This is a genomic window from Serratia sp. Ae19-1 (genome assembly GCF_059801225.1).
On the sequence record NZ_JBCHWD010000010.1, the window covers coordinates 81938 to 105496 of the forward strand.

The 23559-nt window shown below is 58.5% G+C and carries 23 protein-coding genes; 10 read left to right on the forward strand and 13 right to left on the reverse strand.

Going from position 1 to position 23559, the window contains the following annotated elements; all coding sequences use genetic code 11:
* Positions 1-7: 7 nt before the first annotated feature.
* The 4 genes from cgtA to rplU form a co-directional block, all read right to left on the reverse strand.
* Entirely contained in the window at positions 8-1180 is a 1173-nt protein-coding gene (gene cgtA / locus AAIE04_RS22740) for an Obg family GTPase CgtA (RefSeq protein ID WP_004933553.1), read from the reverse strand.
* Between the two features lie 16 nt (positions 1181-1196).
* On the reverse strand, positions 1197-2168 hold the full coding sequence (locus tag AAIE04_RS22745) for a DMT family transporter (protein ID WP_063918024.1): 972 nt from the start codon (positions 2166-2168) through the stop codon (positions 1197-1199).
* Positions 2169-2273: 105 nt separating this feature from the next.
* On the reverse strand, positions 2274-2531 hold the full coding sequence (gene rpmA / locus AAIE04_RS22750; RefSeq protein ID WP_004933559.1) for a 50S ribosomal protein L27: 258 nt from the start codon (positions 2529-2531) through the stop codon (positions 2274-2276).
* Positions 2532-2548: 17 nt separating this feature from the next.
* Positions 2549-2860 carry a 50S ribosomal protein L21 gene (gene rplU / locus AAIE04_RS22755; RefSeq protein WP_004933561.1) on the reverse strand — a complete coding sequence of 104 codons (312 nt, stop codon included), beginning with the start codon at positions 2858-2860 and terminating at the stop codon, positions 2549-2551.
* 270 nt (positions 2861-3130) lie between these two features.
* Here rplU and ispB point away from each other — a divergent pair, with 270 nt between their 5' ends.
* Entirely contained in the window at positions 3131-4102 is a 972-nt protein-coding gene (gene ispB, locus AAIE04_RS22760; RefSeq protein WP_019453351.1) for an octaprenyl diphosphate synthase, read from the forward strand.
* Between the two features lie 50 nt (positions 4103-4152).
* On the opposite strand, the gene AAIE04_RS22765 is transcribed toward ispB, so the two are convergent.
* Positions 4153-4509 carry a DNA-binding protein gene (locus AAIE04_RS22765; RefSeq protein WP_498577736.1) on the reverse strand — a complete coding sequence of 119 codons (357 nt, stop codon included), beginning with the start codon at positions 4507-4509 and terminating at the stop codon, positions 4153-4155.
* A gap of 182 nt (positions 4510-4691) precedes the next feature.
* Between AAIE04_RS22765 and AAIE04_RS22770 the strand changes: the two genes are divergently transcribed.
* Entirely contained in the window at positions 4692-4952 is a 261-nt protein-coding gene (locus AAIE04_RS22770) for a helix-turn-helix domain-containing protein (protein ID WP_019453353.1), read from the forward strand.
* Positions 4953-5018: 66 nt separating this feature from the next.
* Here AAIE04_RS22770 and mdh read toward each other — a convergent pair whose 3' ends face one another.
* Positions 5019-5957, reverse strand: a complete 939-nt coding sequence (mdh, locus tag AAIE04_RS22775; protein ID WP_004933569.1) for a malate dehydrogenase — start codon at positions 5955-5957, stop codon at positions 5019-5021.
* A 464-nt stretch (positions 5958-6421) separates the two neighbouring features.
* Between mdh and argR the strand changes: the two genes are divergently transcribed.
* From argR to yhcN (AAIE04_RS22790), 3 genes are all read left to right on the forward strand, one after another.
* A complete protein-coding gene (argR, locus tag AAIE04_RS22780; RefSeq protein ID WP_016929335.1) occupies positions 6422-6892 on the forward strand; it encodes a transcriptional regulator ArgR in 471 nt (156 codons plus the stop codon).
* Between the two features lie 403 nt (positions 6893-7295).
* A complete protein-coding gene (gene yhcN / locus AAIE04_RS22785; RefSeq protein WP_004933574.1) occupies positions 7296-7559 on the forward strand; it encodes a peroxide/acid stress response protein YhcN in 264 nt (87 codons plus the stop codon).
* A 120-nt stretch (positions 7560-7679) separates the two neighbouring features.
* Positions 7680-7943 carry a peroxide/acid stress response protein YhcN gene (gene yhcN / locus AAIE04_RS22790; RefSeq protein WP_004933578.1) on the forward strand — a complete coding sequence of 88 codons (264 nt, stop codon included), beginning with the start codon at positions 7680-7682 and terminating at the stop codon, positions 7941-7943.
* A 199-nt stretch (positions 7944-8142) separates the two neighbouring features.
* On the opposite strand, the gene mpl is transcribed toward yhcN (AAIE04_RS22790), so the two are convergent.
* Positions 8143-9522 carry a UDP-N-acetylmuramate:L-alanyl-gamma-D-glutamyl-meso-diaminopimelate ligase gene (gene mpl / locus AAIE04_RS22795; RefSeq protein WP_033636810.1) on the reverse strand — a complete coding sequence of 460 codons (1380 nt, stop codon included), beginning with the start codon at positions 9520-9522 and terminating at the stop codon, positions 8143-8145.
* Between the two features lie 169 nt (positions 9523-9691).
* Between mpl and fbp the strand changes: the two genes are divergently transcribed.
* On the forward strand, positions 9692-10696 hold the full coding sequence (fbp, locus tag AAIE04_RS22800; RefSeq protein ID WP_004933587.1) for a class 1 fructose-bisphosphatase: 1005 nt from the start codon (positions 9692-9694) through the stop codon (positions 10694-10696).
* 45 nt (positions 10697-10741) lie between these two features.
* Here fbp and AAIE04_RS22805 read toward each other — a convergent pair whose 3' ends face one another.
* Entirely contained in the window at positions 10742-12295 is a 1554-nt protein-coding gene (locus tag AAIE04_RS22805; RefSeq protein ID WP_019453357.1) for a methyl-accepting chemotaxis protein, read from the reverse strand.
* Positions 12296-12555: 260 nt separating this feature from the next.
* Between AAIE04_RS22805 and ppa the strand changes: the two genes are divergently transcribed.
* Positions 12556-13086, forward strand: coding sequence for an inorganic diphosphatase (ppa, locus tag AAIE04_RS22810; RefSeq protein ID WP_004933594.1), 531 nt, complete (start codon positions 12556-12558; stop codon positions 13084-13086).
* Positions 13087-13139: 53 nt separating this feature from the next.
* Here ppa and AAIE04_RS22815 read toward each other — a convergent pair whose 3' ends face one another.
* From AAIE04_RS22815 to tamA, 3 genes are read right to left on the reverse strand one after another with little or no spacing between them, the layout of a single operon-like run.
* A complete protein-coding gene (locus AAIE04_RS22815) occupies positions 13140-13487 on the reverse strand; it encodes a gamma-glutamylcyclotransferase family protein (protein ID WP_025159589.1) in 348 nt (115 codons plus the stop codon).
* 2 nt (positions 13488-13489) lie between these two features.
* Positions 13490-17308, reverse strand: coding sequence for an autotransporter assembly complex protein TamB (gene tamB, locus AAIE04_RS22820; protein WP_198635723.1), 3819 nt, complete (start codon positions 17306-17308; stop codon positions 13490-13492).
* Positions 17305-19023: an autotransporter assembly complex protein TamA gene (tamA, locus tag AAIE04_RS22825; RefSeq protein WP_198635868.1), complete on the reverse strand. Its 1719-nt coding sequence runs from the start codon at positions 19021-19023 to the stop codon at positions 17305-17307. The genes tamB and tamA overlap by 4 nt, the downstream gene beginning before the upstream one ends.
* A 307-nt stretch (positions 19024-19330) precedes the next feature.
* On the opposite strand from tamA, the gene msrA reads away from it, so the two are divergent.
* On the forward strand, positions 19331-19969 hold the full coding sequence (msrA, locus tag AAIE04_RS22830) for a peptide-methionine (S)-S-oxide reductase MsrA (RefSeq protein WP_086012758.1): 639 nt from the start codon (positions 19331-19333) through the stop codon (positions 19967-19969).
* A gap of 180 nt (positions 19970-20149) precedes the next feature.
* Positions 20150-21481 carry a polyamine export protein PaeA gene (gene paeA, locus AAIE04_RS22835; protein WP_038879165.1) on the forward strand — a complete coding sequence of 444 codons (1332 nt, stop codon included), beginning with the start codon at positions 20150-20152 and terminating at the stop codon, positions 21479-21481.
* Between the two features lie 66 nt (positions 21482-21547).
* On the opposite strand, the gene AAIE04_RS22840 is transcribed toward paeA, so the two are convergent.
* Entirely contained in the window at positions 21548-21754 is a 207-nt protein-coding gene (locus tag AAIE04_RS22840) for a DUF1107 domain-containing protein (protein WP_019453363.1), read from the reverse strand.
* Positions 21755-22084: 330 nt separating this feature from the next.
* Between AAIE04_RS22840 and AAIE04_RS22845 the strand changes: the two genes are divergently transcribed.
* Positions 22085-22642: a YtfJ family protein gene (locus tag AAIE04_RS22845; RefSeq protein ID WP_025159587.1), complete on the forward strand. Its 558-nt coding sequence runs from the start codon at positions 22085-22087 to the stop codon at positions 22640-22642.
* Position 22643: 1 nt separating this feature from the next.
* On the opposite strand, the gene cysQ is transcribed toward AAIE04_RS22845, so the two are convergent.
* Positions 22644-23384 carry a 3'(2'),5'-bisphosphate nucleotidase CysQ gene (gene cysQ / locus AAIE04_RS22850; protein ID WP_033644177.1) on the reverse strand — a complete coding sequence of 247 codons (741 nt, stop codon included), beginning with the start codon at positions 23382-23384 and terminating at the stop codon, positions 22644-22646.
* Between the last annotated feature and the right edge of the window lie 175 nt (positions 23385-23559).

A 23559-nucleotide genomic window follows, 5' to 3' on the forward strand; every position in this document is an offset into this window, starting at 1 on the left:
CACCGAATTACTTCTGGTAAATGATTTCGACGCCTTCGTCGTCGTCCTCATCCCAGTCGTCATCCCAGTCATCTTCCGCTTCGGCTTCCACTTCCGCGATTTGCTCGCGGTGGTAGTCATCCCACATGAATTCGACTTTTTCCGGCGCGCTTTCTTCGATCGCCATCGCTTTCGGCTGGGTGTTGATGAAGTTCATCACGTCCCAGCACAGCGCGTTGACGCCTTCGCGGTTGGCAGCGGAGATCATGTAGTACTTCCCTTCCCAGCCCATGCCTTCCACAATCGCCTTGGCGCGTTCGGCGGCTTCTTCCTCACCAATCACATCAATTTTGTTGAACACCAGCCAGCGTGGCTTCTGCGCCAGATTTTCGCTGTATTGGTTCAACTCGTTGATGATGACTTTGGCGTTTTCCACCGGATCGGATTCGTCGATCGGCGCGATGTCCACCAGGTGCAGCAGCACGCGGCAACGCTCCAGGTGTTTCAGGAAGCGAATGCCCAGGCCCGCGCCTTCGGATGCGCCCTCGATCAGCCCCGGGATGTCGGCGACCACAAAGCTCTGCTCGTGGTCCATGCGCACCACGCCCAGGCTCGGCACCAGGGTGGTGAACGGATAGTCGGCCACCTTCGGTTTGGCGGCGGACACCGCGCGGATGAAGGTCGATTTGCCGGCGTTCGGCAGACCCAGCATGCCCACGTCGGCCAGCAGCAACAGTTCCAGCAGCAGATCGCGCGCTTCGCCGGCGGTGCCCAGCGTCTTCTGACGCGGCGCACGGTTGACCGAAGATTTGAAACGGGTGTTGCCCAGACCGTGCCAGCCGCCCTTGGCGACCATCAGCTTCTGCTCGTGACGGGTCATGTCGCCGAGGATCTCGCCGGTGCCCTGATCCTTCACGCGCGTGCCGACCGGCACCTTGATGATGACGTCTTTACCGCGTTTACCGGTACAGTCGCGGCTCTGGCCGTTCTGGCCACGCTCGGCGCGGAAAGACTTCTCAAAACGGTAGTCGATCAGGGTGTTGAGGTTTTCGTCCGCCAGCAGGTAGACGTCGCCGCCGTCGCCGCCGTCGCCGCCGTCAGGCCCACCGTTGGGGATATATTTTTCGCGGCGGAAGCTGACGCATCCGTTGCCGCCGTCGCCTGCAACGACCAAAATCGCTGCTTCATCTACAAACTTCATTTACCGTCTCCGTAAATCATTCACCGGGCTGCTTCAAAGGAGCAACCTGGGGGGGTTCTGCCCGTCGCGGCCACCACCGGTGACCAATTGCGGAAAACATAGCGCCCGCCACAACCACAAACGCGCCAACATAGCCGACGAGGTTCAGCGTCGGCGCGGCGAACGCCTGAGGCCAGGCCAGCGCCAATAAATCTGAAAACAGCAGGGTAAACAGCGGGGTCAGCGTCACCAATGCGCTCACCTGCGCCGCCTGCCATCGCGCCATCGCTTCCGCCAGCGCGCCATAGCCGATCAGCGTATTGGCGCCGCAAAACAGCAGGCACGCCAATTGCCAGCCGCTAAGCTGGAAAATCACCTCGGGCTTGGCCAGAGGAAACAACGCTATCGCACATAAAGTGTACAACATAACCAGGATCTGCGGCGACGCCAGCCGGCGCAACAACACCTTCTGCGCCACGCCGTAGCTCACCCAGACCATCGCCGCGCACACGCCCAGCATGACGCCGAGCGTATAGTCCGTCAGCCGGGTGAAGATCTCAACCAGGCTGACGTTGAAAAACAGCATCAAGCCGCCGATCAGCATCAGCGCGCCGATCGCCTGGGTAACCCGCATGCGCTCTTTTAAGATCAGCACGCTGGCGAACATCATGCCGACCGGCGACAGCTGGCCAATCACCTGCGACGCCGTCGGGCTCAGGTATTGCAGCGATGAACTGAACAACACGAAGTTGCCCAGCAGCCCTGCCGTGGCGATCGCCAACAGCAGCAGCCAGCGCGGCTGGCGGAACATCGTCAGCGGCGGCAGCTTGCCGCGCACCGCGAGGATGACGCCCAAACCGATCGCGGCCATGGTAAAGCGGTACCAGACGACGGTAAACGGCTCCATTACCGCCAGCACTTCTTTCATCGCGATCGGCAACGCGCCCCAGCAAACCGCCGTGGTTAACGCCAGGGAAATGCCAACGCCGACCTGCTGCTTCGTATCCATATCACCTTCGCCAACGCTGACGGGGCCGCACCTGAGCAGCCCATAAATGTAAAAAGCCCCGCAACGAATTGCGGGGCTTACATCTATTTCGTAAGGCTCGAAAAATTATTCAGCTTCGATGCTGATGAATTTACGATTGCTCGGGCCTTTAACTTCGAATTTGACTTTACCGTCTTTCAAAGCAAACAGAGTGTGGTCTTTGCCGCAACCCACGTTGGTACCAGCGTGGAATTTGGTGCCGCGCTGACGAACGATGATGCTGCCTGCCAGTACTGCTTCGCCGCCAAAGCGTTTTACGCCCAGACGTTTAGCTTCTGAATCGCGACCGTTACGAGTCGAGCCGCCAGCCTTTTTGTGTGCCATTAATCCGCTCTCCTAACTTAAGCGCTGATGCCGGTGATTTTAACGTCAGTGAACCACTGACGGTGGCCCTGCTGCTTACGGTGGTGTTTACGACGACGAAACTTAACAATCTTAATTTTCTCGCCACGACCGTGAGCAACGACTTCAGCTTTGATCTTGCCGCCATCGACGAAAGGAACGCCGATTTTGATATCTTCGCCATTAGCGATCATCAGAATCTGGTCAAACTCAACCGCTTCACCAGTTGCGATGTCCAGCTTTTCCAAGCGAACGGTCTGACCTTCGCTTACTCGGTGTTGTTTACCACCACTTTGGAAAACCGCGTACATATAAAACTCCGCTTTCCGCGTGCCCGACTGTGTTAGTTCAGAGCGCGCTATAAATATTCACAATAGGGCGCGAATTCTACGCAAAAAAGCGGCGCATGACAAGAGCAGAATAAGACCAGATGAACAAAAAAGAAGAAAAAAAACACAGTTTCTTTCGTGGCGTTTATCTGAACCGTTTTTCAAGTACAATCATAGGGACAGTTACCGCCATGTACCGATGTGAGCAGCGATCTCAACGCGGTGAAGAGAAACACAGCTGAAAAAAATACAATGAACCTAGAGCAAATTACCGAGTTAACCGCGCAAGATATGGCGGCCGTGAACGCAACAATTCTCGAACAGCTGAATTCCGATGTCACGCTCATCAATCAGCTTGGCTATTACATTATCAGCGGTGGCGGTAAGCGCATCCGGCCGATGATCGCCGTCCTGGCGGCGCGAGCGTTGGGGTATGAAGGCAACAAGCACGTCACCGTCGCCGCCCTGATCGAGTTCATTCATACCGCCACGCTGCTGCATGACGACGTCGTCGACGAATCGGACATGCGCCGCGGCAAAGCCACCGCCAACGCCGCGTTCGGCAATGCGGCCAGCGTGCTGGTCGGCGACTTTATCTATACCCGCGCCTTCCAGATGATGACCAGCCTGGAATCACTGCGCGTGCTGGCGTTGATGTCGGAGGCGGTCAACGTCATCGCCGAAGGTGAAGTGCTGCAGTTGATGAACGTGCACGATCCTGACATCAGCGAAGAAAACTATATGCGGGTGATCTACAGCAAAACCGCCCGTCTGTTTGAAGCGGCGGCGCAATCGTCGGCGATCCTGTCCGGCGCCAGCGCCGAGCAAGAGCAGGCGCTGCAAGATTATGGCCGCTACCTCGGCACCGCTTTCCAGCTGATCGACGATCTGCTCGATTACAGCGCCGACGGCAGCACCCTCGGTAAAAACACCGGCGACGATCTGAACGAAGGGAAACCGACCCTGCCGCTGCTGCACGCGATGCACAACGGCGACGACGCGCAGCGTGAGATGATCCGAGGCGCGATTGAGCAAGGCAACGGCCGCCACCTGCTGGAGCCGGTATTGCAGGCGATGCAGCAATGCGGTTCGCTGGAATACACCCGCCAACGCGCCGAAGAGGAAGCCGACAAGGCGATCGCCGCGCTGCAGGTCTTGCCGGCCTCGGAGCACCGCACGGCGCTGGAAGGCCTGGCCCATCTGGCGGTACAGCGCGAATTTTAAGAAACCTGGGTTTCTTAACGTTCTCATCAGGCCCGCGCCCACGGGCCTGACTACCTCTCGTTTTCTTCGTCGATGCGCGCCAGCAGGCCGCCGATCCCTTCCCGCATCAGGAAAGCCACCATTTTTTCGCGCTCGCTTTCCGTCAGATGGTAGTAATACTCGATCCAAACCGACAACGGATCCTGGCGCTCCAGGTCATATGCCGCCCCGTCTTCCCTCAGCATCAGCAGATTGCGCGCGCCTGCCGGCAGGCTGTCGATATGATACTCCAACGCTTTTCCCTGCACGCCTTGGCGCCTGCGGCTGGTCCAGCCTTCGCGCCGGGCCATCAGATTGATTCCCTGTGGTGAGGAAGGTAATCCTGCGATGCCTGTCAGCTCCTTGGCGGCAAACCACTCGTTTTTCATAGCCATTATCTCTGGGCAATAGTGGGCAAAGTCATTTATTTGGAAACTGATTGGGTCATTTTTGGGAAATTTAATGGTATTCTGATTTCCGAATAAGCGTTTCACGTTGTTCAAACGCCTAACCTCGACCCGTTAGTTATACCACTAACGCAACTTTGGCTAATCAGAAAAGGAATGTAAACATGAATTCAAGGAAGCAGGACTGGCACACGGCAGACATCATCGCGGCGTTACGCAAGCAGGGCACCACGCTGGCGGCGGTATCACGCAAGGCAGGATTAAGCTCATCAACGCTGGCCAACGCGCTGTCGCGCCCATGGCCGAAAGGAGAATGGCTGATCGCCGAAGCGATAGGCGTTCACCCCTCGGAGATCTGGCCAAGCCGCTATTATGATCCGCACAGCGATTGCCTGCTGGATCGCAAAGCGCGCATCAAGTCGTGAACGCAGGGCAAAAAAAACCGCCGGAACAGCGTCCGGCGGCGTTTATCGGCTGACTCGCGGCGACGATCAGTTATTGATGAACTTCTCGCCCAGCTCGATATCTTTGTGCAGCACGTCCAGCATCTCATTCAGCGCTTTTTGTTCAAAGGCGCTCAGGGTGCCGATATCTTTGCGTTCTTCAACGCCGTTTTTGCCCAGCACCAGCGGCTGCGCGAAGAAGCGAGCGTATTTGCCGTCGCCTTCAACGTAAGCGCATTCCACCACGCCTTTCTCACCCTGCAGCGCACGCACCAGAGACAGGCCGAAACGTGCAGCCGCCTGGCCCATGGACAGCGTTGCAGATCCGCCACCGGCTTTGGCTTCCACCACTTCGGTGCCGGCGTTCTGAATGCGTTTGGTCAGATCCGCCACTTCCTGATCGGTGAAGCTCACGCCTGGGATCTGCGACAGCAGAGGCAGGATGGTCACGCCAGAGTGGCCGCCGATCACCGGCACGTTCAGTTCTTCAGGCTGCTTGCCTTTCAGCTCGGCCACGAAGGTGTTGGAACGAATGATATCCAGCGAGGTCACGCCGAACAGTTTGTTTTTGTCGTAAACGCCGGCTTTTTTCAGCACTTCCGCCGCGATGGCGACCGTGGTGTTTACCGGGTTGGTGATGATGCCGATGCAGGCTTTCGGGCAGGTTTTCGCCACTTGCTCAATCAGGTTACGCACGATGCCGGCGTTAACGTTGAACAGGTCGGAGCGATCCATGCCTGGCTTACGGGCCACGCCGGCGGAAATCAGCACCACGTCCGCGCCGTGCAGAGCCGGGGTCGCGTCTTCGCCGCTGAAGCCTTTGATTTTAACTGCGGTTGGGATGTGGCTTAAGTCGACGGCAACGCCTGGGGTAACGGGGGCAATGTCGTAGAGAGAGAGTTCAGAACCTGAAGGAAGCTGGGTTTTGAGTAGAAGGGCGAGGGCCTGGCCGATACCGCCAGCAGCACCGAGAACTGCAACTTTCATCCTATACTCCTTTATTATCTTAAATATATAAAGCGCCGTGAATGTGTTGGTTACGGACCTTAAATTATTACACCTTTAAAAACAATAAATTAGCCAATTCTTGCCTGCCAGTGTAATAAAATGGCCGCTGTCGCGCCCATTTTAGATTAAATCGCTTACGCATGAAGGGCATAGCGCACACTAATCAAAAATAATGCGAGGTTATTCACGAGCAAGTTAACCGGCCGTTACATTACACCCTTACGCAACATCAGAACAACATCATTTTAATAACATTTTATTTACTACTGCGGGCCGATTTTCCGTCATCAAAAGGGCATATTCATCGCGGCCGGATTTTGTTAAAATGCCGCCCTTTCCTCGCCGCCCGGTCATGTTTATTTTCTTTGGGTCGGCCTCTATTGCATAAAAATTCATCTATATGCATAATCATGACTTCCACTATCAACTTTCCACGGTGCAAAATGCGTAATCCCGCAAAACAGGAAGATCTGATCAAGACGTTCAAAGCGTTATTGAAAGAAGAAAAATTCAGTTCTCAAGGCGAGATCGTTTTGGCGCTGCAAGAAGAAGGCTTCGAAAACATTAACCAATCCAAAGTATCGCGCATGCTGACCAAGTTCGGTGCGGTACGTACGCGTAATGCCAAAATGGAAATGGTGTATTGCCTTCCGGCCGAACTCGGCGTGCCGACCACTACCAGCCCGCTAAAGAACCTGGTGCTGGACGTCGACCATAACGACGCCGTCGTGGTGATCCACACCAGCCCCGGCGCCGCACAGCTGATCGCCCGCCTGCTCGACTCATTGGGCAAATCCCAGGGCATCCTTGGCACTATCGCCGGCGACGACACGATTTTCGTCACCCCGTCCAGCGGCTTTACCGCTCAGAAGCTGCATGAAGCGATCCTGGGCGTGTTCGAGCAAGAGCTGTGAAACCTGGCGCTAACAAAGTGCGGCTACCGTCCGCATTTTGTTAGCGCTTCTTTAACCCCTGCGTTACCTTCTCGGCCCTCAACCGCGTTTAACACTGCTTTTTTATCCCGCCACAACACATTTCCATGACATATCCATGTAGCCAGCAGTACCCACTGTGATCTTCCGCACTTTTGGTCAAAAGCACTTACCTCATTGAAATTACATAAAATTAACATCGAAAGATCGTTTTATAAGCGTTTTTTATTCCTTACGGTTATAAAAAAGAAGGTTCATCGGTTTAAAGTTTCACTAGCAACTGTTAGCGAACTATTAATTTTTCGCGTTACTAGCTGTATACTCATTTCCGTGAACTAAGTCACAGTTCGTTAGAACTGATAAAAGAATACGATGAGGTGAGATGATGAAAATTAAAGCTACCGTTGCAACCCTGAGCGTTCTGTCCATGCTTTCCTTCGGCGCATTCGCAGCACAATCTGTTGATGCAACCCAGGCCGCAAAACTGCAGCCCGCCGGCGTGATCACTGTGAGCGGCGTCGCCGCTGCACCTTCCGACATTCGTCAGGCGCTGTCCGATAAAGCCGACGCCAAAGGGGCGACCGCTTACCGCGTGATTGAAGCGCGTAACGACGGCAACTTCCACGCAACCGCTGAAATCTACAAATAAGTACCGGCATTACCCGGCAACGGGCAATACATCTCTGGAACCAAACGCTGTCATAACGGCCTTCAAGAATAAAAATCGCTGCCAAGCCCTTCCAGGCTGTTATGACCAAGGATCGCTATCATGAACATGAAAACTACTGTTGCTGCACTCGGTTTGCTGTCCGTCATCTCCTTCGGCGCCTCCGCCGCCCAGTTGGTGACTAACGATCAGACCGCCAATCTGCAATCTATCGGCACCATTACCGTCAGCGGCATCGACGGCGCGCCGACCGACATTCGCCAGGCGTTGTCGGAGAAAGCCGACGCGAAAGGCGCGACCGCCTACCGCGTAATCGAAGCGCGTAACGAAGGCAACTACCACGCCACCGCCGAGATTTACAAATAACAACTCTGGGAACGGCTTTGCAGAGCTGATTACCCTCGTCACTGCCACTGCCGAGTTCTGACGCAAACGCCGATTTCCCAGAGACCCTCTCGTCGTCCTATCCGACGAACCCCGTTGCCCTCGCTCGCGAGGGCTTTTTTATGGGTGTAAAAAAAAGGCCGCGAATGCGGCCCCTGTGTTGGCTGATGCGGCTAAGCGATCAGTAGGTCACCTTCGGTTCCTGCTTTTTCGCCAGCGCGTCCAGCAGGCGATCGTGAATGCCGCCAAAACCGCCGTTGCTCATCACCAGAATGTGATCGCCCGGCTGTGCGGTTTTCACCACCATGTCCACCAGCGTGTCGAGATCCGCACTCCAGTGCGCCGGTTGCACACAGGCATCCGCCACTTCCGCCACCTGCCACGGAATGTGATGCGGCTGGAACAGGAACACCTCGTCGGCGCGGCCGAGCGAAGGCGCCAGATCGTTTTTGCTGATGCCCATTTTCATGGTGTTGGAGCGCGGTTCCAGCACCGCCAGAATGCGCGCCGTGCCGCCTACCTTGCCGCGCAGCGCGGCCAGGGTGGCCAGGATCGCCGTCGGGTGGTGCGCGAAGTCGTCGTAAACGGTGACGCCGTTGGCTTCGCCGCGCAGCTCCAGGCGGCGGCGGGCATTGATGAAATCGCCCAATGCGCGGCAGGCGTCCGCCGGCTGCACGCCGACGTGGCGGGTAGCGGCGATGGCCATCAGGCCGTTATGCATGTTGTGCTCGCCCACCAGCGCCCAGTTCACTTCGCCGACCTGCTCGCCGTCGAGGAACACCGCGTAATGGCTGGCGTCCGGCGTCAGCTTCTGCGCGCGCCAGGTGCCCTCTTCCCCCACCAGCTCCTGCTCGCTCCAGCAGCCCATCGCCATCACCTGTTTCAGGTGGCTGTCGTTGTCCGGCAGAATGATCTTGCCTTTGCCCGGCACCAGACGCACCAGATGGTGGAACTGTTTCTGGATGGCTTTCAGATCGTCGAAGATGTCGGCATGGTCGAACTCCAGGTTATTCATGATCAGCGTGCGCGGGCTGTAATGCACGAATTTGGAGCGCTTGTCGAAGAACGCGCAGTCATACTCGTCGGCTTCAATGACGAAGAACGGGCTGCCGCCGAGGCGGGCCGAAACGTCGAAGTTGCCCGGCACGCCGCCGATGACGAAGCCGGGCTGGTAGCCGCAGGCCTCGAGGATCCAGGTCGCCATGCCGGCGGTGGTGGTTTTGCCGTGGGTGCCGGCGACCGCCAATACCCAGCGATCGCGCAACACGGCGTCGTGCAGCCACTGCGGACCGGAAACGTAAGGGATGCCACGCTCCAGCACCGCCTCCACGCACGGGTTGCCGCGCGTCATGGCGTTGCCGATGATCACCAGATCCGGCGCCGGATCCAGCTGGGCTGGATCATAACCCTGAATAAGATCGATCCCCTGGTTCTCCAGCAGCGTGCTCATCGGCGGATAGACGTTGGCGTCCGAACCGGTGACGTCATGCCCCAGTGAGCGCGCCAGCATCGCCAACCCGCCCATAAAGGTGCCACAGATCCCAAGAATGTGAATGCGCATAGGTTTCTCATGTGAGTGCATCGAATGTCGGCATATTCTAACGCTCAGAATCGTCCAGAAGAAATGGATTTGCCTATGAATGGCGCGCATCTTTGGGCTACACTGCACGCGAAAACGTTGGCGGTTTGTTAACAGGCCGCTATCCATCCGTAGATTCAGGGATTGTGTCATGAAAACGTTAGGCGAATTTATCGTCGAGAAACAGCACGACTTCTCGCACGCCACCGGCGAGCTGACCGCGTTACTTTCTGCCATTAAACTGGGCGCCAAAATCATCCACCGCGACATCAACAAGGCCGGCCTGGTTGATATTCTGGGAACCAGCGGGGTGTCCAACGTACAGGGCGAAGTTCAGATGAAACTGGACCTGTACGCGAACGAAAAACTGAAAGCGGCGTTGAAAGCGCGCGGTGAAGTTGCGGGTATCGCTTCCGAAGAAGAAGATGAAATCGTGATATTCGACGGCGAGCGTGCTGAAAATGCCAAGTATGTCGTATTGATGGATCCGTTGGACGGTTCGTCCAACATCGATGTCAACGTCTCGGTCGGTACGATTTTCTCTATCTACCGTCGCATCACGCCGGTCGGCACGCCGGTGACCGAAGAAGACTTCCTGCAGCCGGGCAGCGCCCAGGTCGCAGCGGGTTATGTGGTTTACGGTTCGTCCACCATGCTGGTGTACACCACCGGTTACGGCGTCCACGCCTTCACTTACGACCCGTCTCTGGGCGTGTTCTGTCTCTCTCACGAGAAAGTGCGCTTCCCGGCGAGCGGCAACATGTATTCCATCAACGAAGGCAACTACATCAAGTTCCCTCTCGGCGTGAAGAAATACATCAAGTACTGCCAGGAGCAGGACGAAGCGACGCAGCGCCCTTATACCTCGCGCTACATCGGTTCTCTGGTGGCGGACTTCCACCGCAACCTGCTGAAAGGCGGCATCTACATCTACCCAAGCACCGCCAGCCACCCACAGGGCAAGCTGCGCCTGCTGTACGAATGCAACCCGATGGCGTTCCTGGCCGAACAGGCCGGCGGTAAGGCCAGCGACGGTAAAAACCGCATTCTGGACATCACGCCGGTGAAACTGCACCAGCGCGCGCCATTCTTCGTCGGCACCAAGTCGATGGTAGAAGACGCAGAACGCTTCATCGCCGAAAACCCGGACGAGTAACGCGTTTTTTGCCAGGGTTCGGCGCCTTGCCGAACCCTTATCACCTTACAGCTTGAACGCCGCCATGCTCTGCGCCAGCAGCTGAGCCTGATCTTCCAGCGAGCGCGTCGCCGCCGCAGACTCCTCCACCAGCGCCGCATTCTGTTGCGCCACCTGATCCATCTGCGCCACCGCCAGGTTCACCTGTTCGATACCGCTGCTTTGTTCGCGCGTCGCCGCCGAGATCTCACGCATCAACGCCGTCACCCGGCCCACTTCGCCGGTGATGCCGCTCATGGTCTGCGCCGCCGACTCCACCATCTGCTCGCCTTCCTGCACCCGGTTCTGCGACGCTTCGATCAGCCCTTTGATCTCTTTCGCCGACTGGGCGCTGCGCTGCGCCAGATTGCGCACTTCGCCGGCCACCACCGCGAAGCCACGGCCCTGTTCACCGGCGCGCGCCGCTTCCACCGCCGCATTCAGCGCCAGGATATTGGTCTGGAAGGCGATGCCGTCCATCACGCTGATGATATCGGCGATGCGGCGTGAACTGTCGGTGATCGCCTGCATCTTGCTCATCACCTGGCTGACCACGTCGCTGCCCTGGTTGGCGATATCGGACACGCTCAGCGCCAGTTGGTTGGCCTGTTCGCAGTTCTCGGCGTTCATTTTCACCGTCGAGGTCAGTTGCTCCATGCTGGCGGCGGTCTCTTCCAGCGAGGCGGCCGATTCTTCGGTGCGCTGCGCCAGGTGCAGGTTGCCGGCCGCCAGTTCGCGTGAACCGGTGTCGATCTGGCTGCTGGCGTCGCGCACTTTGCTGACCGAACTGGCCAACGCCCGCTGCATGCGCTGCATCGCGCGTATCAGGCGCCCCATTTCGGTATCGCCCTCGCCGCGGATCTCATGGGTCAGATCGCCGCCGGCGATGTGTTCCAGCTGCGCGATGGACTCGTCCAACGGGCGCAGAATGATCACGCGCAGCGCGAACCAGGCCAGCACCGCCAGCAGCACACTCAGCAGGCCCGCCACCACGATCAGCGAGATCTTGGTGCTGGCGTTGCTTTCCGCGTCATGCACCTGCTGGGCGCCGAGCTTCATGGCGAAGCTGCGGAAATCGGTGAGATCCTTTTCAAACGCGATGCTCAATGCGGAGATGCGCGTCTCCTGGATATGGTAATACTCATCGATCTTGCCGGCCTTGATGGCGGCGGCCATCGGCTTCACGCCCTGTTCCAGATAGGCGCGATAGCTGTTTTGCAGGCGGTTGGAGAGTTCGCGGCCGCGATCGGTCACGGTGCCGACGCCGACAAAGCGCGCCATTTCCTTGTTCGACTGCTCGAGGTAGCCGTAGATGCGGCCGACGGTCGCGTCGGAGACATCAGTCTGGCCGATCTCCCGTTGGCGCACCGCCAGCGAGGCAGCGGTTCGGGCGCGCAGCGTCAGGTTGGAGCTGTTGGCCAGCGAGCCCAGCTCTTCGCCAAGGATCTGGTTTAAGGTATGGATCGAGCGCGATCCTTCGTTAATCGCGTTGACGCCAATAACGCTGACCATGATCAGCAGCATGGTCATCAGGCTCAGCAGGGCGATCAGCCCAGCCTTCACCGTAATCTTTTTTAGCATGAGTTCTTCCCGGCTTCAGAATAGTGAGATCAGACGTAGTAGGGGTGGCAAAACGCGGAGCCAGCTTTGCTGGCTCATTATTGTTTGTTGAAGTTATCGGCAGCCGCAGGCAAAACTTCATGCCGTGGCGGGATTAATCTGGAAATTCTCCGCGCGCAGAGACACTGGGTTTTCGACGATGAAAAGGGCAGGAAATCGCAAAAGAGTCCGCTATAATAGCCGCCACTCCATTTCTGGTTTGATGATTAAAGGAAACCGACATGAGCTTGAATCTGGTCCCTGCTGGCAAAGACCTGCCGGAAGACATCTACGTAGTAATCGAAATCCCGGCCAACGCCGATCCAATCAAATACGAAATCGACAAAGAAACCGGCGCGCTGTTCGTTGACCGTTTCATGTCCACCGCAATGTTCTACCCGTGCAACTACGGCTACATCAACCACACCCTGTCTCTGGACGGCGACCCGGTTGACGTGCTGGTCCCAACGCCATATCCGCTGCAGCCGGGTTCCGTGATCCGCTGCCGTCCGGTTGGCGTGCTGAAGATGACCGACGAAGCCGGTGAAGACGCCAAGCTGGTTGCGGTACCGCACAGCAAGCTGACTAAAGAGTACGATCACGTGAAAGACGTGAACGACCTGCCGGAGCTGCTGAAAGCTCAGATCGCTCACTTCTTCGAGCACTACAAAGATCTGGAAAAAGGCAAATGGGTGAAAGTGGAAGGCTGGGCAGACGCTGCTGCGGCTAAAGCGGAAATCATCGCCTCCTTCGAACGCGCCGCCAAGAAGTAATTCTCGCCGCCGTCCGATGAAAAAACACCGCTCAATGAGCGGTGTTTTTTTTCTTACTGTTCTTCGAGACGCTTCAGCCAGTCACCGCTGGTAATTCGCGGGTAACCGTCCACGCTGTGTTTGTACAGGTAGATCCACGCACTCCCATAAGGCGTCTGAATCAGCTCGCGCTTATAGTCCTTGGTGTTGCTTTTCAGTTCGTCCAGCTCTGCCAGAATCGATGAGTTAATACGATACACCTCGCAATGTATCGTGCCCTCTCCAGGGATCGCCGCCGGGTAATGGCCCAGATTATAAATCTGATAGCCTTCGAGCTCGTGCTCGCCGAGCCATTGGGCGTTGGTCATCCAATGGCTGTTTCCCTGTTTGCGTCGTAAACTGCCGTAGACAATTATTCGCATCGCTAAAACTCAAACTGATAGAGCAAATCTAATGCCTGGTCGAGACCAGACACCGCTTCAAGATACAACTTAGGCATCAGGCGATAACGCAACGTCAGCGTGGCCAGCGAGTCGAAAATGCCCACCCCATATTTTACTTGTAAGCCTGGGAGGACATAGCCGCTCACGACAACCTGGGAATTGTCGCCAACCCCCTGAGTGTCCAGGGCCAAATTACTCACGCCGAATGCCTCGCCGATTTTACCCACAAGTTGACCACTTTGTGCAACCCCCATGCCGATTAACATCGACGTCATGGCGTTGCCGTCGGCGCCGGAACTGCTCAAACCCTGGCCGCGCAGCAGATAAGACAAGGCTTCCTGCTGCGATTTGGCCGGATCGGAGAACACTTCCAGCTTCGGCGCATCCGCCAGGCCGGTCACGCGCACGCCGGCGGTCACGTCGTCCTCGGTGGATTCCGGGTTGCGGATCGCCTCGATGTTGAGCAGCGGCTGATCCGGCGGACCGGAGAACATCAGCTGCCCTTTACGCACGATCAAATCCTGACCATAAGCATGGAATCGACCGGAAGGGATGTCAATCTGGCCGTTGAGGCCCAGCCCTTTCTTGTCCTGCACCACCTTCAGGTCGCCCTTCAGGCGGGCTTTGAGGCCGAAAGCGTCCAGCCGCACGTCGTTGCCGACGTGGATCATCAGGTTGCTGTTGATCGGAATCGAGGCGGTCTTCGGTTGAATCGGCTTCAGCTGGTCGTCCAGCATCACTTCGTCGGAAGAGACGCCCACCGCGCTTTCCGGCAGCTCCTGCACCGTGATGCGCGCCCAGGGAATATCGACCTTGCCGTTGAGCGAGAACAGCTGCGGCGTGGCTTCGAACACCAGATCCGGCGACACGTCGATGCGGATCATCGGCGGCACCGTCACCCGCAGCTTGTCGCCCTTGGCGGCGATGCGCGCACGCCAGGCATTGATGTCACGCCAGTCGGCGTCGCCCGCCAGATTCAGCTGGCCGCGCGTGGTGCTGAGCAGCCCCTCGAGCGTCGAGGTCATGCCGTTGAAATTCACCGCCAGCCGCGCATCGGTCATGTCGAACGGCATCCAGTGCCCCTGCACCTTCGCCCGATCCAACGCCAGGCGGCCGAACACCAGCGGCTTCTGCGCGCTGCCGCCCAGGCGCAGGTTGGCGTTCAGCATGCCCGCCGCGCTTTCGCCCTTCATCAGCGCCGGGTTGATCAGCGCCAGCGAGATGTTGGTGATATTGACGTTGCCGCTGATGGTGCGCCGCACCTGCGGATCCGCCACCTGGATGTTGCCGTCGAACTGGCCGTTGTTGGTCAGTTTGATCCGCCAGTCGGCCTGCGCGCGGCCGTTGTTCAGCCCGGCGTTGAGGGTCAGCGTATCGAAGGCGATCGGCAGCGCGTTGCCCTGTACCTGCTGCACCACCTTGACGCCGTTGCCGGCCAGCGTGACTTTCGCCTCCGGCAGCGCGCCGCCCGGTTTCCAGCTGACGTCGGCACGGCCGGTGAACACGCCGCTGAGGGCGGTTTCCGGACCGAGGAACGGTTTGATCATCGCCAGGTCGAACCGGTTAAGCACCACGCTGGCCTGGCCGCTCTGGCCTGCTTCAATGGTCTTCGGCACACACAGTTCGGCATTCGGGTTCTGCCAGCAGTGCGGCCCGACGCTGATCTTCTGCTCGGTGTTCAGGTAGTCCAGCGCGATGGCGCGCGTCAGGCGCCACTCCCCGACCGGCGTATCGAAGCGGGTGTTGTTCAGATTGCCGCGCCAGCGCTGCTGTTGACGATCGAAGCTGCCCTGCAGCGCCAGCTGGCCGGAGACCGGTTTGCCGTCGATCTTCAACTGCAGCTGATGCTGTTTCTCGCTGCCTTTGGCGTCGAGGGTCAGCAGGCTGACCTCCAGCGCGTCCTGCTTCAGCTGCTCGACGCGTACCGCCAACTGCCCCTGGATCTGATCCGTGGAGCGCACATCACCATCGATCTTCACGCGGTTGATGCGCAGCGCCTGCCACTGCAAGCCGGAGGCGGTCAAATCCGCCAGCAGCTGCGGTGCCTGCAGATTGCCGCGCAGTTTCAGCAGCCCTTTGGCGGTGCCGCCCAGGCCCGGCAGCGCGCCGTCCAGACGCGGCGCGTCGATGTTGGCGTCCAGATTCCAGCTCTTCTCGTCCAGCTGCCCTTTGACGTTCAGCTGGTTACGCCCCAGCGTCAGATCGATGCCGGGGATTTTCCACTGCCCGGCGGCGTTGCCGCTCAGCGTGCCGCGCGCCGTGACCTTGTTCTGCTTCACGTTGCCGTCCAGCTGCAACACCGGCACCTGCAACTGCCAGCTGCCGCCGTGCAGGCTGCCGCGCGTAGCTATCTTGCCGTCGAGCTTCGCCGGCCATTCCGGCCACTGCTTGGCGGTATTGATGCCGCTCAGCGTCAATTGCGAGTTCCAACTGATGGCCTTGCTCCAGTCCACCAGCGCGGTGAGGTCGGTATTGCCCTGCAGCGCCGCCAGGCGCAGGCGCTCCAGCTTGAACTGCTCGACGTTGCCTTTGCCGTCCAGCGTCAACACCGCCGGCGGCAGATCCTGGCCTTTCAGATTGGCGCGCGTCGACAGCGCGTAGTCGGTCGCCTTGCCGTTAAAGCGCAGGCGGAAATCGTTGACCTGATACTGCGCCTCGCCGCTCAGCGGCCATTTCAGCTGCTTGCTCTGCAGCGTCAGCGCCAGCGGCAGGCCGGCTTCGGCCAGCCGGGTTTGCACATCGAGTTGGGCCCCGACCGGGCCGGACAGGTTCAGCGCCACCTTCAGCTCGTCACGCAGTCCGCCGCCGATGTTCAGCTTCACTTTCTCGCCCTTCAGCGGCTCGATATTCAACGCGCTGTTGGCGGTCAGGGCCACCGGCCAGTCGCCGGTCAGGGTCGCCTGTCCCTGCACCGACAGCGTGCCCTGTGGCGATTTCACGTCGAAGTTGTCCAGCTGGATATGCTGGTCCTGCGTGCTGGCCTGCAGCAACAGGCTCGTGATCAGCACGTCGGTATCGCCGGTCAAGCGCAGCTGCTCGCCGCTGATCTCTTTGACGGTGATATCCAGCGGCAGGCGGATGTCCGGCAGATCCGGCAACAGCGGTTTGGCGAACAGTTCCTTCAGCGTTTCGCCGAGCGGCTTCTCTTCCGGCTGCGGCGCCGGTTTCGCCGCGTCGGTAACCTGCTCGCCGACCTTTTTCGCCACCTCTACCGCCGGTTGCACCGCTTCCGGCAACGGGTTTTGCGGGGTTTTCGGCAACGCGATCAGCAGCGAGCCGATCTTGGTGGGCATCAGCGTCAGCGCGCGCTCCTGCCAGTGTGCACCGGTGCGGAACTCGGCCAGAGAGATGGCGGTGTCGTCGACGGTGACCTTGACGTTATTCAGCGCCAACAGGCGCAGCGTGATCGGATAAGGCGTGCTGAGATTGGTGGTCGGCTCACTGCTCTCCTCCACCGGCGCGGCAGGCGCCATCTCTTTGGTGTTCACCGCCACGTCCACGTCCTGAGCGGTCAAGGCGTTGACGCACAGCGAACTGCGTTTAAAGCAGGACAGATCGAGGGAGAGGTGGAACTGCCCGGCGTTGACCGTCACGCCCGGCATCTGATACTTCACGCCCTTCAGCGTCAAATCGCGCCAACCGCCGCTGACGCCGGCGATCTCCAGCCCAGGCACCCAGCGCGCCGCGCCGTTGATGACCATATGCAAACCGGTGGTGGTGCCCACCAGGAAGGCCAGACCGCCGATCAGCAACAGCAAGACGACCAGAAATCCGAGACAAATCTTTTTAACCAGGCTCATAGTTCAGGCCCCAAACCGATGTAGAACTGCATCCCGTGGGTGTCCTTGTCCCCCACGGGCGCGGCGATATCCAGCTTCACCGGCCCCACCGGCGACTGCCAGCGCACGCCGACACCGGCGCCGGTTTTGAAGTTGCTCTGCTTGATATCGTTCACCGCTTCACCGGAGTCGACGAACATCGCCCCCCACCATTTGCCGGTCACGTTGTATTGGTACTCCAGCGATCCGGTCAGCATCTTGGAGGCGCCGGTCAGCTTGCCGTCGTCATCGCGCGGCGAAATGTCTTTGTACTTGTAGCCGCGAATGCTGCGGTCACCACCGGCGAAGAAACGCAGATCCGGCGGCACCTTGTCGAAATCGTTGGTTTCAATCCATCCCACCTGCCCGCGCGCCACGAAACGGTGCTTGTCGGCCAGGGTGCGGATCCAGACGTTCTGCGCCTGCATCAGCGCGAAGTCCACGCCGGAGCCCCAGGTGGTGTCGGAGACGTCGATGGAGTAGCGCTGGCTGTCGCCCCAGGTCGGCATCAGGCCGCCGCGCGAACGGGTGCGGTTGAAGCTGACGCCGGGATACAACAGCATGGTGGTGTTGCTGACGTTACCCTGGGTAAAGTTATCCCAGCGCCAGGTCAGGTTGATCGCCCGCTGCCAGCCGCTGGAGAGATCCCAGTTGCGCGAGGCCACCACTTTGGAGGTGACGGATTTGGTGTCGTTGAGATTGACGTTCTTGAGCCCGCCCTGCAGCAGGTAATACTGCTCCAGCGGATTCTTCAGCAGCGGGATCTTGTAGGTCAGATCCAGCTGCTGCTCCGGCGCCGACACGCTGGCGCTGGTTTCCAGGCTATGCCCGCGATCGTTGAGCCAGGGCTTTTTCCAGGTGCCTTTCACCCGCGGGCCGACGTCGGTGGAGTAACCGATACCGGTTTCGACGGTGTTGCGCGTGCGCGGCGTCACCAGCGCGTCCAACGGCAAAATCTTGTTCTCTTTGGCATCGTTGAAATCAGGGGACACCACCACCGAGTTAAACCAGTTGGTGGCGGACAAACGGCGGTTCAGCTCGGCCAAATCCTCCGAACTGTAGTAATCCCCCTGATGAAAGGGCACCAGATTTTGCAGATAGTCTTCGCGGATTTGCGAACCGGTGAATTTCACCTTGCCGAAGCGATAACGTTCGCCGCTGTTGAAATCGATATCCCAAAACGCCTTGTGCAGATCTTCGGCCACGCCGAGCTGGCTTTTGGTCATGTCGGCATCGAAGTAGCCTTTGCGCAGCGCCAGGCCGGTGAGCGAGCCTTTGAAACTGTCATACTTGCCGTGGTTGAGGATCTCGCCGATGGTCGGCCGGTCCTTCTTTACCAGCGCCAGGTAGTCCTCATCGGTCTTTGCGCCGCCTTCCAGCACGATGTTGGCGCCGGCGATGCGCACCGGTTCGCCCGGATTGACCTTGGCATGCAGCACCGGGCGCGACATCCCCGGCCTGTCGTCCAGCGTAAACTCGATGGTCGGCTGGTAATAGCCGAGCGCGCGCAGCCCCTGGCGCACCGCCTCATCCACCCGCGCGCGAAAACGGCCGTCGGTGCCGACTTCTTCAGGCGTGATCGACGACAGCCGCACCCGGACGTTTTTTTCCAATTCTCCGCTTAACCCTTCCACCTGCAACCGCACGTTCGCCGCGTAGGCTGCAGGTGTTGCAAGCAACACAGCTATCAAGCACATGACCGGGTACTTTGGCACGTGTTCTCCTTATTGATTTTACTTTCCTGTTATGGTGTTCGCTCCGGGGCCAGGGCAGACTCCGCGCTATCATGACGGCAGCCCTCTTCAGCCTCGTTCCGGACGCCGCCCGCCGCGCTTTGCCACCGCCGCGCAACAGGCGAATTCTTCACTTTTGGCGCTCAAAATACTGCGTTAAGCTTATACAAAATCCAACTTGCCACTTATTGTGGGCAAAGACGCGGTGAGATACAACCGAACCGCCGCCATGTAGGGTCAATTCTTACTGTGACAACAGGAGTCAACCGTGGTGCCATTTTTTGATAAATCACAAACCGTCGATAAGGCAAGCGCGCTGCCTGGCCGCACCACGCCAATGCCTGTCGCAACGCTCAACGTGGTCACCGAACACTCGATGACCCAGGTGCCGGCAGGCATGGAAGTGGCGATCTTCGCCATGGGCTGTTTCTGGGGCGTAGAGCGCCTGTTCTGGCAACAGCCGGGCGTCTACAGCACCGCCGCCGGCTACAGCGGCGGCTACACGCCGAACCCGACCTACCGTGAAGTATGCAGCGGCCAGACCGGCCATGCCGAAGTGGTGCGCGTGGTGTTCGATCCGCAGGTCGTCAGCTACAAACAGCTGCTGCAGCTGTTCTGGGAAAATCACGATCCGGCGCAGGGCATGCGCCAGGGCGGCGACGTCGGCACGCAGTACCGCTCGGCGATCTATACGCTGAGCCCGGAACAGCAGGCCGAAGCCGAAAGCAGCCTGCAGCGCTTCCAGCAGGCGATGGACGCGGCGGGCGACAAGCGCGTCATCACCACCGAGATCGCGCCGGCGCTGCCGTTCTATTACGCGGAAGACGATCACCAGCAGTACCTGTTCAAGAACCCGGAAGGCTACTGCGGGCTGGGCGGCATCGGCGTTTGCCTGCCGCCGCAGGGCTGATCCGATGCCGGCCGGCGGCACTTTTTTAACCGCTGGCGGCCCCTGTGGGGCAACTGCTATACTATGCGGGCCGCTTCTGCGGCCCGATAGCTTCCCTTCTGGTTGTTATCGCTGCTTTTTTTACTATGTACTACCCTTCCTCAAGAGCGCCGGCATCCCGTCGGCACGTATGGATAGATTATGTTAAACAGTATTTTACTGATTCTTTTTCTGATCGCGGTGAGTGCGTTCTTCTCACTGTCGGAAATCTCTCTGGCCGCCTCGCGCAAGATCAAACTGAAGCTGATGGCGGACGAAGGCAACGTCAACGCCGCCAGAGTGCTTAAACTGCAAGAAACTCCGGGCATCTTCTTCACCGTGGTGCAGATCGGCCTGAACGCCGTGGCCATCCTCGGCGGTATCGTCGGCGACGCGGCTTTTTCCGGCACCTTCCAACAATTCTTTATTAAATTCCTGTCCCCCGAACTGGCGGAACAGGTCAGCTTCATCTGCTCCTTCGTGCTGGTGACCAGCCTGTTTATCCTGTTCGCCGATTTGACCCCGAAGCGCATCGGTATGATTGCACCAGAGACGGTCGCCGTCCGGATCATCAACCCGATGCGTTTCTCCATCATGATCTTCCGCCCGCTGGTGTGGTTCTTCAACGGCATGGCCAACCTGATCTTCCGCATGTTCAAACTGCCGATGGTGCGCAAGGACGACATCACTTCCGATGATATTTACGCGGTGGTGGAAGCCGGCGCCCTGGCGGGCGTGCTGCGCAAGCAGGAGCACGAACTGATTGAAAACGTGTTCGAACTGGAATCGCGTACCGTGCCGTCTTCGATGACCTCGCGCGAAAGCGTGGTGTACTTCGATCTGCGCGAAAGCGAAGAGAGCATTAAGGAGAAAGTCTCGACCCACCCGCACTCCAAGTTCCTGGTGTGCGACGGCCATATCGATCAGGTGGTCGGCTACGTCGACTCCAAAGACCTGCTGAACCGCGTGCTGGGCAACCAGAGCCTGGTGCTGAGCAGCGGCGTGCAGATCCGTTCGGCGCTGATCGTCCCGGACACCCTCACGCTGTCTGAAGCGCTGGAAAGCTTCAAGACCGCCGGTGAAGACTTCGCGGTGATCCTCAATGAATATGCGTTGGTGGTGGGCATCATTACCCTTAACGACGTGATGACCACGCTGATGGGCGACCTGGTCGGCCAGGGTCAGGAAGAGCAGATCGTAGCGCGTGACGAAAGCTCATGGCTGATTGAAGGCGGCACGCCGATCGACGACGTGATGCGCGTGCTGGATATCGACGAATTCCCGCAGGCGGGTAACTACGAGACCATCGGCGGCTTTATGATGTATATGCTGCGCAAGATCCCGAAACGCACCGACTTCGTCAAATACGCCGGCTACAAGTTTGAAGTGGTGGATATCGACAGCTACAAGATAGACCAGCTGCTGGTCACCCGGCTGAGCGACAAACCGGCGGCGGTACTGCCGAAAGCCCCGGAAGACACCCCGGCGGCTTGATGCCAGCCGGCAAAAACATCAGCGGCCCCATCGGGGCCGCATTTTTTTCAGCTGTCAGCATGGTGTTCAACCGAACTCGGCCTGCAACAGCAGCACCTGGCGGTTCACTTCAGACATCACACTGAAATGGCGCTTGTCGCGAATCTTCGGCGGCAGGATTTTCCCCTCGTCGAATTCAAATGCGCCTACGTCCTTGATATACAGCCTTCCGCGAAACAGGGTCTTAACGTACTTTGCCACTTTCAAAGGGTTATAACGCTGGAAGATTCTCATTCTTTTACGCTCCTCCCGTTGATCCATGCGCTCAGCGAGCCGCCAAAGGTGGCAGCCTCGAAATTCAGAACGCAACTTGATTGCATGTAGTAGACCCAGTAAAGACCAGAACGTTCACTTTCGCCCGGTGATCTACGCTGGATTTACACTTTTTGACAGAATTGTATATGATAATTTATAACGTTTTCAGGATATCCCTTCAAAATCTGATGATTAGCGAACCAAGGGAAAATCTGCGATCCGGTTAACAGGACAGACCTCTTATCACATCCTATGCTTTAGGCTGTCGAAGTGCTGTCGCACAAATTCCCCCCATTACAAGGAGAAAGCATGAAAACAAGTCGCATGCTGATGGTATCCCTGCTGCTCGCCCCGCTTTTCGCTTCCGCACACAACTTCCAGCTCCAGCAGCGCGTGGCGCCGGTCGGCGTCAGCGACAAAGGAGAACTCAATTACGCTGACGGTAATTTTAGCTACCAAAACTGGAACAGCGCGCAGCTCAGTGGAAAAGTGCGGGTGATACAACATATTGCCGGCCGCAGCTCCGCCAAAGACATGAACGACCCACTGATTGAAGCGATCAAGAAGGCGAAGCTACCACACGATCGTTACCAAACGACGACAATCGTCAACACCGACGATGCCCTGATGGGCACCGCGATGTTCGTGCGCAGCAGCATTGAAGACAGCAAGAAGGAGTTCCCGTGGTCGCAGTTTATCGTCGACAGCGACGGCAACGTGCGCAAAGCCTGGGATCTGCAGCCGAAAGGCTCAGCTATTGTGGTGCTGGATAAGCAAGGGCGCATCCAGTTCGCCAAAGACGGCGCGCTGACGCCGGAAGAGGTGCAGCAGGTGATGTCCAAGCTGCACCAGCTGTTGGCGAACTAACTCAGAACAGCGAAACCCGGAAGCCGGGGTTGAGGAAGGATTCACGCGGGGTGTAAAGCAACGGCTTGCCCTGCCAATCGTGAATCTGCGCCCCGGCGGCCACCGCCACCGCATGCCCTGCGGCGGTATCCCAAATGTTGGTCGGCCCGAAGCGCGGATAGAGCTGCGCCTTGCCTTCCGCCACCAGGCAGAATTTCAGCGAAGAACCGACGGACACGGTCTGGTGCTCGCCCAGCTGCTGCAGATAGTCTTTCAGTTCGTCGTCGATATGCGAGCGGCTCACCACCACCAGCGGCGGATGCGCGTTGCTGACGCCGATCGCCTGCCGCACGCCCTTCTCTTCTTTCCAGGCCTTGCCGCGCTCCGCCAGATACAACACGTCGATCGCCGGGGCATACACCACGCCCATCACCGCCTGCCCGTCTTCAATCAGGGCGATATTGACCGTGAACTCGCCATTGCGATGCAAAAACTCTTTGGTGCCGTCCAGCGGATCGACCAGCCAGTAGCGCGTCCAGTTGCGGCGCTCTTCCCACGCCGGCGGATCCTCTTCCGACAGCAGCGGCACCTCCGGCGTCAGCGCCGCCAGGCCGCGCTTGATGATATGGTGCGCCGCCAGATCGGCCGCCGTCACCGGTGAGTCATCTTTTTTCTGTGCGACATCAAGCGGTTGTTCACCATCGTACACCGCCATGATCGCCGCCCCCGCCTCGCGGGACAGTTGGCAAATTCGCTCTAACATCATGCACCTCAACTCCGCATCTCCGTGGGAAATTTCCCTCTGTCTCTGCTAGCAGACTAGTTTTTTTTGCGCCGAATATCCATCTCAACCGCCTAAGCCTCGGGAATTGCTCAGATCTTGTAGGGCGCAACTGTGAACTTCCCCGCGTTACCTACCGCCGTTTTCTGTCAAACTT

What these genes read in the sequence shown, in the direction of transcription:
- cgtA (WP_004933553.1), bottom strand. Translation starts at nt 1,180, where the DNA reads ATGAAGTTTGTAGATGAAGCAGCGATTTTGGTCGTTGCAGGCGACGGC.
- AAIE04_RS22745 (WP_063918024.1), bottom strand. Translation starts at nt 2,168, where the DNA reads ATGGATACGAAGCAGCAGGTCGGCGTTGGCATTTCCCTGGCGTTAACC.
- rpmA (WP_004933559.1), bottom strand. Translation starts at nt 2,531, where the DNA reads ATGGCACACAAAAAGGCTGGCGGCTCGACTCGTAACGGTCGCGATTCA.
- rplU (WP_004933561.1), bottom strand. Translation starts at nt 2,860, where the DNA reads ATGTACGCGGTTTTCCAAAGTGGTGGTAAACAACACCGAGTAAGCGAA.
- ispB (WP_019453351.1), top strand. Translation starts at nt 3,131, where the DNA reads ATGAACCTAGAGCAAATTACCGAGTTAACCGCGCAAGATATGGCGGCC.
- AAIE04_RS22765 (WP_498577736.1), bottom strand. Translation starts at nt 4,509, where the DNA reads ATGAAAAACGAGTGGTTTGCCGCCAAGGAGCTGACAGGCATCGCAGGA.
- AAIE04_RS22770 (WP_019453353.1), top strand. Translation starts at nt 4,692, where the DNA reads ATGAATTCAAGGAAGCAGGACTGGCACACGGCAGACATCATCGCGGCG.
- mdh (WP_004933569.1), bottom strand. Translation starts at nt 5,957, where the DNA reads ATGAAAGTTGCAGTTCTCGGTGCTGCTGGCGGTATCGGCCAGGCCCTC.
- argR (WP_016929335.1), top strand. Translation starts at nt 6,422, where the DNA reads ATGCGTAATCCCGCAAAACAGGAAGATCTGATCAAGACGTTCAAAGCG.
- yhcN (WP_004933574.1), top strand. Translation starts at nt 7,296, where the DNA reads ATGAAAATTAAAGCTACCGTTGCAACCCTGAGCGTTCTGTCCATGCTT.
- yhcN (WP_004933578.1), top strand. Translation starts at nt 7,680, where the DNA reads ATGAACATGAAAACTACTGTTGCTGCACTCGGTTTGCTGTCCGTCATC.
- mpl (WP_033636810.1), bottom strand. Translation starts at nt 9,522, where the DNA reads ATGCGCATTCACATTCTTGGGATCTGTGGCACCTTTATGGGCGGGTTG.
- fbp (WP_004933587.1), top strand. Translation starts at nt 9,692, where the DNA reads ATGAAAACGTTAGGCGAATTTATCGTCGAGAAACAGCACGACTTCTCG.
- AAIE04_RS22805 (WP_019453357.1), bottom strand. Translation starts at nt 12,295, where the DNA reads ATGCTAAAAAAGATTACGGTGAAGGCTGGGCTGATCGCCCTGCTGAGC.
- ppa (WP_004933594.1), top strand. Translation starts at nt 12,556, where the DNA reads ATGAGCTTGAATCTGGTCCCTGCTGGCAAAGACCTGCCGGAAGACATC.
- AAIE04_RS22815 (WP_025159589.1), bottom strand. Translation starts at nt 13,487, where the DNA reads ATGCGAATAATTGTCTACGGCAGTTTACGACGCAAACAGGGAAACAGC.
- tamB (WP_198635723.1), bottom strand. Translation starts at nt 17,308, where the DNA reads ATGAGCCTGGTTAAAAAGATTTGTCTCGGATTTCTGGTCGTCTTGCTG.
- tamA (WP_198635868.1), bottom strand. Translation starts at nt 19,023, where the DNA reads ATGTGCTTGATAGCTGTGTTGCTTGCAACACCTGCAGCCTACGCGGCG.
- paeA (WP_038879165.1), top strand. Translation starts at nt 20,150, where the DNA reads ATGTTAAACAGTATTTTACTGATTCTTTTTCTGATCGCGGTGAGTGCG.
- AAIE04_RS22840 (WP_019453363.1), bottom strand. Translation starts at nt 21,754, where the DNA reads ATGAGAATCTTCCAGCGTTATAACCCTTTGAAAGTGGCAAAGTACGTT.
- AAIE04_RS22845 (WP_025159587.1), top strand. Translation starts at nt 22,085, where the DNA reads ATGAAAACAAGTCGCATGCTGATGGTATCCCTGCTGCTCGCCCCGCTT.
- cysQ (WP_033644177.1), bottom strand. Translation starts at nt 23,384, where the DNA reads ATGTTAGAGCGAATTTGCCAACTGTCCCGCGAGGCGGGGGCGGCGATC.